The following is a 10,732-nucleotide window of genomic DNA, read 5'->3' on the forward strand; positions in this document are numbered from 1 at the left end:
TTTTATATAATTTTACCATCTCTCATGGTTAACGTTCTGTCTGCCATTGTTGCCAATTCTTTGTTATGGGTAACCAAAACAAATGTTTGCCCAAATTTATCGCGAAGTTTAAAGAAAAGTTCATGTAAATTTTTGGCAGATTCGCTATCTAAATTTCCACTGGGTTCGTCTGCTAAAATAACCGACGGATTATTAATTAAAGCTCTTGCCACAGCAACTCTTTGTTGCTCGCCACCAGAAAGTTCGTTTGGTTTGTGATTTATCCTGTGAGATAGTCCTAAAAACTCTAATAATTCTTTTGCTTTATCTTCTGCTTCTTTTTTTGATTTTTTAGCAATAAATGCAGGGATACAAACATTTTCTAAAGCTGTAAATTCAGGTAAAAGTTGATGAAATTGAAAAATAAAACCTATATGCTTGTTTCTAAAAGAAGACAATTCTTTATCAGATAAATCTTTTAAAGAAATGTTGTTTAGAGAAAGTTGAAAGTCTTGTTCTTTAAGCGGTTTGTCTAAAGTACCAATAATTTGTAAGAGTGTTGTTTTACCGGCTCCAGAAGGCCCTACAATAGCTACAATTTCACCTCTTTCTATTTGTAAATCTACTCCTTTTAATACTTCAACATCACCATAATATTTATGAATATTTTTACTTACAATCATTAGCGCTAAATTTCTAACGAAAATATAAAAAAGAAATCAGAAAAGCGGGTGCATTTCTGATTTCAAATTCAAATTTGATATAAAACAGTTTAAAAAACAGTTTAAAAAATATTTTTTATAGTATTATAGTCTATAAAATATACAAACCTTACAGAAAATGTATGTTGATTGGGTTGATTGAATAAATTTTCTAAGTTTTCGTAAAAATTTAAACCTGAATTTGAATTGCTATCAAAAATTGAATTTCTATAAAAAACAATTAATTGGCTACCTGGTGCAAATTGCCAAAAATAATTCAAATCTAAATTCCAACTATTAAAGTTTACGTCATTATCAACAAAACTATTTTCTGATAGCGAACCATCTGGATTTAAGTCGTAAAAACCATTGTAGGCAACATCACTCCAATAATGTCTAAAACTTAAGGATATTGAAGAGTTTGTGCTAAAATTATATTTTCCAGAAATGTTGTTAGAGTAATCTTTACGATTTCTTTGACCGAAAATTACATTGGATGCATTTTGACTTACATAACCTTGATCATTAAACCTTTTGTTAAATCTTAAGCTATATTGTAAAGAAAACTGATTAGTAAATCGATATCTAGGGCTTACGCTAAACCCGTAACCTTCTTGAGGATGATTGGTAAACATATTGTAATAAACATCAGCATTTAACTCTAATTTTTTTTGAGAATTGGTAGAAATCCAAGTATTTACATTCAATCTTTCAGGTCTTAAAAAATAAACACCACTTGTGGTTCCTTGTCTTGGTTCAAAATAGTCTCTTCTTTCTGATCCGTAGTTTAGATTACCACCAAATGTAAAACGTTTTCTTGTTTGTGCACTTGCACCAAAACCAGCATTATAACCTGTAAATGCTCCAGAAAAATGTTGAAAGTTAGCTTGGTTGTAAAAATTAAAATTATATCTATTAAACTTTTTTGTGGGTTGTAAAGTTCTCCAACCAGCACTCCCGTAAATGGTTTGTTGGTCATTACCAAATTGAATACCTAAATCATTTGGGTTAAAATCTTTATTGGTGAAATTATAACCTATTTCCCAATTCCAGTTGCCAGAATTATAGCCAAAACTATTATCAAACGTATAACCAGTATTTGGGTTAAAAACATCATCAGAAATATTACTCATTCTAAAAGAACCATCTGCGTTGTATTTGCTGTCTTTGGTTTCTATATGCCAGTCTAAAGCAGTTACATTAGCATCTCTAAAACGTCCATCTCTGGTTACGTTGGTGTTAATTAAAGAAACGTTTGAGTTCTGATTGAATTGTTGGTCTAAAACCAAAATATTGTAGTTCGTAAATGGATCTATTACTTCTTGTCTTGTTTCGCCTGTTGTGTTGTTTTTGATGGTCGCTTTTGTAGTTTCTGTGATGGCGTTAAAAAAACCAATACCCAATCCTTTTTTAGTTCTTCCAGAAATTTTTACAGCATTTAACATGGTAACTTTACCTGGGTAATCTATAATTTCTTCATCTACAGAAAGGTTAGAAGCTACATTAAATTGATCTATTGGTGCTGCACCAATTCTTCTTGAATAAAATAAATTGGCAATATTAAATAGCTCTGTACCTTCTGTAAAAAACTGACGTTGTTCTGTAAATTGTTGTTCAAAAGGGCCTAAGTTTAATTCTACATTATCAAAACCAACCTGACTAAAATCTGGTATTAAAGTAGCATCTAAGGTAAAGTTTTCTGACAATCCATATTTAAGATCCATACCAACACTATAGTCGTAAGTGGTTTCTCCATTAAAAGAAATAGAAGTTGCAGATGCATAAGGGTATAAATTTAACCTTGTTGGAGGTTTTATGTTGGTAAAACCTTCTACTAAACCATCATATTGCGTCCATCTTCCAACAGAATTATCAATATGTGTCCAAGTATGTTGCTCATTTAATCTTTCTAAACGCCTATGAAAATTAAAACCCCAAGATTGTACAGGTCTGTTTGCAAAACGAATAGCTCTGTAAGGCAATTTTATTTCAACATTCCAGCCTTTGTCTGTAATTTTTGCAGCACTTTCCCAAACAGCACTCCAATTAAAATCTTCATTTCCGTTAGAAACTTTAGAATCTGCTTGGTTTCCTGTTGATTGTACAAGAAATTCAAATGGATTTTGGCCATCGTCATTTGGATTTATGGTAACCAAAAAGAAATCTGCTTGACTAAAATTATCTCTTACAGCAAATTCCTGTGGTATATTTTCAGGGTCTGGGTCAAGCATTTCTGCTGAAATATATACAGCATTGTCGTCGTAAATAACTTTTACAGTTGTTTGATACTCGTCTTTTACGGCAGTTCCATTTTCGGGTCTAAAAATGACAAAATTTGTAAGAAGCTCTGCATTTTTCCAGGCATCATCATTTAAAAAACCGTCTATTTTTGGTGCTTTAGTTGCTCTTGTTGTGGTTACTTTTTTTCTGTTTTGATTGTTTTGGGCATACAAAGAGCCTATGGTTAAAACGAATAGTTTTAAGATAATAATTTTTTTGAACATGTACTTTTTTGGTTGATTGTGAATAAACACAAAGCGAAAGTATTTAACCTAATTAAGGTACTTTCATAAAATTGTGTTAATTGTAAGAAAGACTATCTTTTTTTTAAAGTGTTACACTTACAGAGTGTTAAAGATTTCTTAAAGAAATAAAAGTTTTTATTTTTTGATTTTTTTATAGGAAAGATTGCAAAATTTTACATCTGAATTTGTACTTTTGCTTGCGTTTAAAAACATTAAAACAATGAACTTACACGAATATCAAGGAAAAGAAATATTAAATAGTTTTGGGGTTAGAATTCAAAGAGGAATTGTAGCAAGCACTCCAGCAGAAGCTGTAGATGCAGCCAAAAAATTAACAGAAGAAACTGGTACTGGTTGGCACGTTATAAAAGCGCAAGTTCACGCTGGTGGTCGTGGAAAAGGTGGTGGTGTTAAGCTGGCTAAAAACTTAGACGAAGTAAAAAGTATTTCTGATGATATTTTAGGAATGATGTTAATTACGCCACAAACTTCAGCAGAAGGAAAGTTGGTAAATCAAGTTTTGGTTGCAGAAGACGTTTATTATCCTGGTGATGAAGAACCAGATGAGTATTATATGTCAGTTCTTTTAAACAGAGCCACAGGTAAAAACATGATTATGTATTCTACTGAAGGTGGTATGGATATAGAAACAGTTGCAGAAGAAACACCACATTTAATTTTTACAGAAGAAATAGATCCATTATTAGGTTTAATGCCTTTTCAAGCAAGAAAAGTTGCTTTTAACTTAGGTTTATCTGGTGTTGCATTTAAAGAAATGACAAAATTTGTTACGGCTTTATATACTGCATATATTAAGTCAGATTCTTCTATGTTTGAAATCAATCCTGTTTTAAAAACTTCAGATTCTAAAATAATGGCTGTTGATGCTAAAGTTTCTTTAGATGAAAACGCTTTATTTAGACATAAAGATTATGCTGCAATGCGCGATTTACGTGAAGAAAATCCGATTGAAGTAGAAGCAAAAGCTGCTGGTTTAAACTATGTAGATTTAGATGGAAACGTTGGTTGTATGGTAAACGGTGCTGGTTTAGCAATGGGTACCATGGATTTAATTAAAGAATCTGGTGGTGAGCCTGCAAACTTTTTAGATGTAGGTGGTACAGCAGATGCACAAAGAGTAGAAACTGCTTTTGGTATTATTTTAAAAGATCCAGCTGTAAAAGCAATTTTAGTAAATATTTTTGGTGGTATTGTTCGTTGTGATAGAGTTGCACAAGGTGTTGTAGATGCATATAAAAATATGGGTGACAAAATTACAGTGCCAATTATTTGTAGATTACAAGGTACCAATGCAACGGAAGCAAAACAATTGATAGACAATTCTGGTATGGAAATTATTTCTGCAACAGAATTTCAAGAAGCAGCAGATAAAGTTGCCGAAGTTTTAAGTGCATAATACTTACAGCTTAAATATATTTTAAAAAACGCCTCATTTTGAGGCGTTTTTTTATTTTAAAATGTGTCTATTTTTAATTGCTCTTAACAAACGTACTTTTATCAATTAATTATAATTTGTATATATAATTTTATGAAAATGATTTAAAAAAAAAATACTGATATTTATTTTTTTACTAATTTGTAGCATAACTTTTACTTTACATGCTAAAACTTATAAAAGTGCTGGTTTTTCTACCCTAAAAATAGCGCAAGATAAAACCGTTTTAATAAAAAAGATTAAAAAGAGAATAACTTATTTAGAAAAACAAAGAACTAAACTAAAAGTACTTAGAAGGTGGACACCAGCCAAAGAGAAAGCTTTTCTAAAGGAAACAGACAATTTAAAAAAGAATTTAAAAAAGTTAGGCGTACAATCAGAAAAAAAATTAGACCCAGCAGCTATCATAAAAAAACTACAAAAAGAGCTAAAGTATATGAACAACGAAAGGGTTAATAAAAACGCCAAACAAACTTGGCCTAAAAAAGACGAAGCTATTTACGAAAAGAAAGCAAGTAAATTAATAGATAGTATTATTAAGTTGAGGATTAGGAAAAATTAATCTTGTATTTTTTCTAGTAATTTATTTATATCATATTCCCCTCTTTTTGAATAATAATTTCCATTAGGTTTTATTATTATATAGCTAAAACAGAGGTAGTGTAATTTAAAAAATTCTTTTTCTATTATTTGATTTTTATCTAAATACCAAGTAAATTTTCTTTTAAAATTCTTAACAACACTTTCATCTTTAAAAATAAAAAATTGACTTATATTTTCTTTAGATTTTACATTTTTTACAAATTTTTTGAATTTATATAAAATACTACTATTCCAACGTCTATTGCCCAAACACTTATCATTTTCAGGAAAATAATTTATAATTATAGTGTTTTTCTCGTCTATTTTTTTGTTTGTTAATTCTTTAAGATAGTATTTAATTTTATTATGAACACTATCTTTAATTCTTCCTACTTTTATTGAAGGAGATTTTATATAAATAATTAAAGAGTCGTTTTCTTGTTTGAAATATGTAAAATATTTACCTGGTATATTTTTGTTATAAGTTTCTTTACCGATTAAAACATAATCATCATTTACATATAATTCTTTTTTTTGAGCCGAAGTAAATTGGCAGATAAATAGTATTAAGAGTATACTTTTTTTCATTTTATAAATTTAAACACTTTCCTTTAAAACGGCAATTTCATCTCTCAATTTTGCAGCCTCAATAAAGTCTAAGTTTTTAGCTGCAGCTTCCATTTTTTTACGGGTATCTCTTATGCGTTTTTCTATTTCTTCTTTTGGTAAGTATTGTAAATCTTGCTCTGCAGCCACTTGTTTTGCATTGTCATAATGATAACTAGAAACCGCAGATTTAGATAAAGTATTGTCTATTTTTTTATTAATCTGAGTAGGCGTAATGTTGTTTTTTGTGTTATAAGCAATTTGTTTTTCTCTTCTACGGTCTGTTTCGTCTATGGTTTTTTGCATGCTATCTGTTATTTTATCGGCATACATAATTGCCAAACCATTTACGTTTCTTGCGGCTCTACCTACAGTTTGTGTTAAAGACTTGGTGTTTCTTAAAAAACCTTCTTTATCAGCATCTAAAATAGCCACTAAAGATACTTCTGGTAAATCTAAACCTTCCCTTAATAAGTTTACACCAATTAAAACATCAAACAACCCTTTACGCAAATCTTGCATAATTTCTACACGTTCTAAAGTATCTACATCAGAGTGTATGTATCTACAACGAATATCTACTCTTGTGAGATATTTAGTTAATTCTTCTGCCATTCTTTTGGTTAAAGTAGTTACCAAAGTACGTTCGTCTTTTTCTACTCTTAGTTGTATTTCTTCTATTAAATCGTCTATTTGATTTAAACTTGGTCTTACTTCTATTGGCGGATCTAACAAGCCTGTAGGCCTAATAATTTGTTCTACAAAAACACCTTCTGTTTTTTGTAATTCATAATCTGCAGGAGTTGCAGAAACAAAAATCGTTTGGTTTTGTATGGCTTCAAACTCATCAAATTTTAAAGGTCTATTGTCCATGGCTGCTGGTAATCTGAAACCATATTCTACCAAATTTTCTTTTCTACTTCTATCTCCACCATACATGGCATGTGTTTGTGGAACTGTGACGTGGCTTTCATCTATCACCATTAAATAATCATCTGGAAAATAATCTAACAAACAGAAAGGTCTTGTACCTGGTTGCCTGCCATCTAAATATCTAGAGTAATTTTCGATTCCTGAGCAATAACCTAGTTCACGTATCATTTCAAGATCGAATTCCGTTCGTTCTTTAATTCTTTTTGCTTCTAAATGTTTACCAATTTCATTAAAGAAATCTACCTGTTTCATCATATCTTCTTGTATTTGATGAATGGCATTTTGTAAAACATCTGGCGAGGTAACAAATAAATTTGCTGGGTAAATACTTAACTCGTCAAAAGTATTAATCACAGCATTGCTTTCTAGATCGAACAACTCTATTTCTTCAATTTCATCACCAAAAAAGTGAATTCTATAACCATTATCTCCATAAGAAGGATAAATAGTTACAACGTCTCCTTTTACTTTAAAAGTTCCGCTTTTTATTTCGTGTTCGGTTCTAGAGTACAAACTTTGTACTAATTGATGTAAAAATTTGGTTCTAGAAATTAGTTGCCCAACTGCAACAGGAATAATGTTTCTTTTAAACTCTGTTGGGTTACCAATACCATACAAACAAGAAACAGAGGCAACAACCAAAACATCTCTTCTACCAGAAAGTAGGGAAGAAGTGGTGCTTAAACGCAAACGCTCTATGTCTTCATTTATAGATAAATCTTTTTCTATATAAGTACCTGTAACTGGTATGTATGCTTCTGGTTGATAATAATCGTAATAAGAAACAAAATATTCTACAGCATTTTCTGGAAAAAACTGTTTAAACTCAGAGTATAATTGTGCTGCTAAAGTTTTATTATGAGCCAAAACCAAAGTTGGTTTTTTAACCTCTTTTACCACATTTGCAACCGTAAAAGTTTTACCAGAACCAGTAACACCTAGTAAGGTTTGAAATTTTTCGCCACTGTTTATTGCCTGCGAAAGCTCTTTTATGGCTTGAGGTTGGTCTCCTGTAGGAGAAAAGTCTGAAACGAGTTTGAATTGCATAGTGTAAAAATACGGATTGTAATTGTATTTTTATTTTCTAATCAGGCTAAAATTTCCTGTTTTTTCAATTAAAACATCGTCTATGTCTATAATTTCTGCTGTATACCAATAGGTATTAGAAATCATTTTTTTGCCATCATAGGTTCCATCCCAACCAAGAGTTGTAAAATCTGTGATAGTTGCAATAAGATTACCCAATCTATTAAATATTTTAATGTTGATAGATTTAAAGAACTGTGTATCTAATCCTCTTATATTCCAATAATCATTTTTACCATCGTTGTTGGGTGTAAAAAAATCAGGAACGCCTAAAACAGATGCTTTTTCTTGTATGGGTTCTTCGCAAGTGTTTACATCTCTCACATAAATTGTTCTTAAACCAGCAACTACGTTTGTAAATCTGTAGTTTTTACCATTTCCAAAAAATGTGGTATTGTCTAAAGAAAACTCATAATTACTATTGCCAGAAACAGAAACTTCGACAATGTTATTGGTTTCATCTTCCGTATTTACATCAATAGTTAAAAAAGTTGGTTTTTCTGGATTTATAACTTCAAACTCTTTGGTATTAGAACATATTATTCCGTTTTCGGTTTTGTAAACAGTTAAAGAAAAATTTCCTGTACTAGTCAATGTAAAATTTTGCGCTGTGCTTATAATGTTTCCTGAGCTATTTTTCCATTCAAACCTTTCGTTGCTAGCATCTGCAGATACGATAACTGGAGGTTTGATATCTGGATTGAAACAGATTGTGTAATTATCTTCTAGATTTATAATGGGTTCTGAATTTACAATAGCGTTAAAAGATTGAATGCCACCACAACCAGAACTATTTTCTACTCTTACCCAAATAGTCGTTGTAGAAGAGATAAAGTTATCTTCTAATTCGTTGCTAATTGTTAGAGCATCAGAATAAGTATTGTAAAATCTGAGTGTTGTATTTCTATTTAAACTAAGCTCACTAATTACATCGATTTTTTTACGAATTAAATCGAAACTACCTTGAGTATTTCCAGCTATTTGATCTGAGTTTTCGCAAACATACATATCTGAAATAGGATCTACCTGAACAAAATTTGCTCTTATTCTAAAAGATGAAAAAGAAACACAACCATTACTATTTGTGGCTTTTATAAATATTTCTTGATTAGGTATATTATTTTGATAGTTTTCAGGATTCGAAATTCTGTTGTTATCATTTTGGGCATCAATATCAGATTCATAAAAAACAAACTCTTCACTTAATGCAGGGTTTGTTATTTTTTCTCTGATGTTGAATAGATTAAAAAATGAAATTCCATCAAAATCATCATCACATTGTATTAATGCTTGATTATTTCTCAAAATAGGTAACGGAAAAACTTCGACTTCTTTGTAAATGTTAACAATGGTATTATTAATTAAAGTAAGTTCTGCCTGTATTTTTTTTAAGCCACTTGTAGTAAATTGATGTGTTGATGTTAAACCTGTTGAAGTAGTTCCATCACCAAAATCCCAATTAATAGATTGAATAGGAATGTATGATTGCGCAGAAAAATTAAAGACTTCATCTAGACATTTATCCTCAGAAAATATTTTACTTTGAAAGTAAGACTGGATAAAATTTGGCATTCCATTTTGAGAAAAACCAGGTTGTATGTTTACAGAGTTTGCTTGATAATCACAATCAAAACCTGTTAGGTTGGGTTCATTTATTCTATCTATAAACTCTGAATCTATATTATTTAAATCTGCAGTAATTTTGGCAACATATATTTTACCATCAGAGCCTATTTGTAGGTGTCTGTAATTATAATCAGTAGAAGAAATTAAATGTACTGGTGCATTCAGTGGGTCTGAGTTACCTTCTAAATTATATTGCCTTACTATGCTAGAGCCTATGTTTAAATCACCAGATTGATACAAGATTGTAGAGTCAGGGGAAAATGCTACTCCATAAGGAATAAACCAAACACCTATACCTACATTTGTAGAAATACTTGTATCATAGCTAATATCACCAGTTTCGTTATTAAAATTTAATATGTGTTGAGATTCGCTGAGTTTAAATTTAGAATTGGTTTGTGCTCTTTTTTTTCTTTTTGTAGATGTTTTAAGCTGCTGAGCAGTTCGTGAAAAATCAAAGTTGGAGAGTGCAATTTTTTTTCCATTCGGAGATATGGTAAGCTGCCCAACAGAAGAGGCTGTAACTGCTTCGGGTATTGTTTTTTGTATTCTTGTATTATCTACACCGGTTGTATTTACTTTATAAGTAGAAAATGTGTCAAAAGGTTCTCCGTTTTCATTTCCTCTAGAACCAAATGTAATAACCCAAATAGAATTACCGTCATTGCTATGGATGGCAGTAATTCTCTCTGTTTTATAAATATTTAAAAAAACATTTTTGTTGATCACATTACCCAATGGGTATCTGTTAGATATTTCTATTTCAGAATATCTAATTCCGGTTGTATAGTTTGAAGTAGCCTCTTTTCTAGTGGTAAATACATAATAAATTTCGTTGCTTCCTGGTTTAGGAATTATAATCGAAGGTTGGGTGTTTTCTGGTTGACCTGCCAAACCTGTACCATTTTCCATTATTTGGTGATTTCTATTCCAAACTGTTTCACCATTTGTGTAAAATAAAAGATTTCCATTTACATCTGATATGGAAGAAGATCCAAAAGGAGTTTCCATATTACTGTTAGATAGTGGTTGAACATCTCCTAAATTAAAGTCAAGTGCTGCTTTATTACCAAAATACCAAAAATTGGTTTCACCTTGGGCAAAACTAAAGTTTGTAAATATGATGAATAAAATTATTAGAGCACATCTCATTTTGTTACCTTCTTAATAAAGAAAAATTTCCTTTTTTATTTATGGTTTGCTTTGTGTTATCAGCAGGAATCAGTGTAATGTTGTAC

General features: G+C 30.6%; 6 protein-coding genes. 1 reads left to right on the forward strand and 5 read right to left on the reverse strand.

Features of this window, described 5'->3' with window-relative positions:
• Positions 1-2: 2 nt before the first annotated feature.
• Together ACTG3S_RS04060 and ACTG3S_RS04065 are read right to left on the reverse strand one after the other, a co-directional pair.
• Positions 3-662, reverse strand: coding sequence for an ABC transporter ATP-binding protein (locus tag ACTG3S_RS04060; RefSeq protein ID WP_439128096.1), 660 nt, complete (start codon positions 660-662; stop codon positions 3-5).
• 101 nt (positions 663-763) lie between these two features.
• A complete protein-coding gene (locus ACTG3S_RS04065) occupies positions 764-3,184 on the reverse strand; it encodes a DUF5916 domain-containing protein (protein WP_439128097.1) in 2,421 nt (806 codons plus the stop codon).
• Between the two features lie 241 nt (positions 3,185-3,425).
• Between ACTG3S_RS04065 and sucC the strand changes: the two genes are divergently transcribed.
• Positions 3,426-4,622 (forward strand): ADP-forming succinate--CoA ligase subunit beta, encoded by a 1,197-nt coding sequence (sucC, locus tag ACTG3S_RS04070; RefSeq protein WP_439128098.1) that lies wholly within the window; start codon positions 3,426-3,428, stop codon positions 4,620-4,622.
• A gap of 597 nt (positions 4,623-5,219) precedes the next feature.
• Here sucC and ACTG3S_RS04075 read toward each other — a convergent pair.
• From ACTG3S_RS04075 to ACTG3S_RS04085, 3 genes are read right to left on the reverse strand one after another with little or no spacing between them, the layout of a single operon-like run.
• Positions 5,220-5,831 (reverse strand): hypothetical protein, encoded by a 612-nt coding sequence (locus ACTG3S_RS04075; RefSeq protein ID WP_439128099.1) that lies wholly within the window; start codon positions 5,829-5,831, stop codon positions 5,220-5,222.
• 9 nt (positions 5,832-5,840) lie between these two features.
• On the reverse strand, positions 5,841-7,829 hold the full coding sequence (uvrB, locus tag ACTG3S_RS04080) for an excinuclease ABC subunit UvrB (RefSeq protein ID WP_439128100.1): 1,989 nt from the start codon (positions 7,827-7,829) through the stop codon (positions 5,841-5,843).
• 30 nt (positions 7,830-7,859) lie between these two features.
• Positions 7,860-10,646 (reverse strand): T9SS type B sorting domain-containing protein, encoded by a 2,787-nt coding sequence (locus ACTG3S_RS04085; protein ID WP_439128101.1) that lies wholly within the window; start codon positions 10,644-10,646, stop codon positions 7,860-7,862.
• Between the last annotated feature and the right edge of the window lie 86 nt (positions 10,647-10,732).

The sequence above is a fragment of the Polaribacter sp. genome (assembly GCF_965656025.1).
GTDB lineage: Bacteria > Bacteroidota > Bacteroidia > Flavobacteriales > Flavobacteriaceae > Polaribacter.

What these genes read in the sequence shown, in the direction of transcription:
- ACTG3S_RS04065 (WP_439128097.1), bottom strand. Translation starts at nt 3,184, where the DNA reads ATGTTCAAAAAAATTATTATCTTAAAACTATTCGTTTTAACCATAGGC.
- uvrB (WP_439128100.1), bottom strand. Translation starts at nt 7,829, where the DNA reads ATGCAATTCAAACTCGTTTCAGACTTTTCTCCTACAGGAGACCAACCT.
- sucC (WP_439128098.1), top strand. Translation starts at nt 3,426, where the DNA reads ATGAACTTACACGAATATCAAGGAAAAGAAATATTAAATAGTTTTGGG.
- ACTG3S_RS04085 (WP_439128101.1), bottom strand. Translation starts at nt 10,646, where the DNA reads ATGAGATGTGCTCTAATAATTTTATTCATCATATTTACAAACTTTAGT.
- ACTG3S_RS04060 (WP_439128096.1), bottom strand. Translation starts at nt 662, where the DNA reads ATGATTGTAAGTAAAAATATTCATAAATATTATGGTGATGTTGAAGTA.
- ACTG3S_RS04075 (WP_439128099.1), bottom strand. Translation starts at nt 5,831, where the DNA reads ATGAAAAAAAGTATACTCTTAATACTATTTATCTGCCAATTTACTTCG.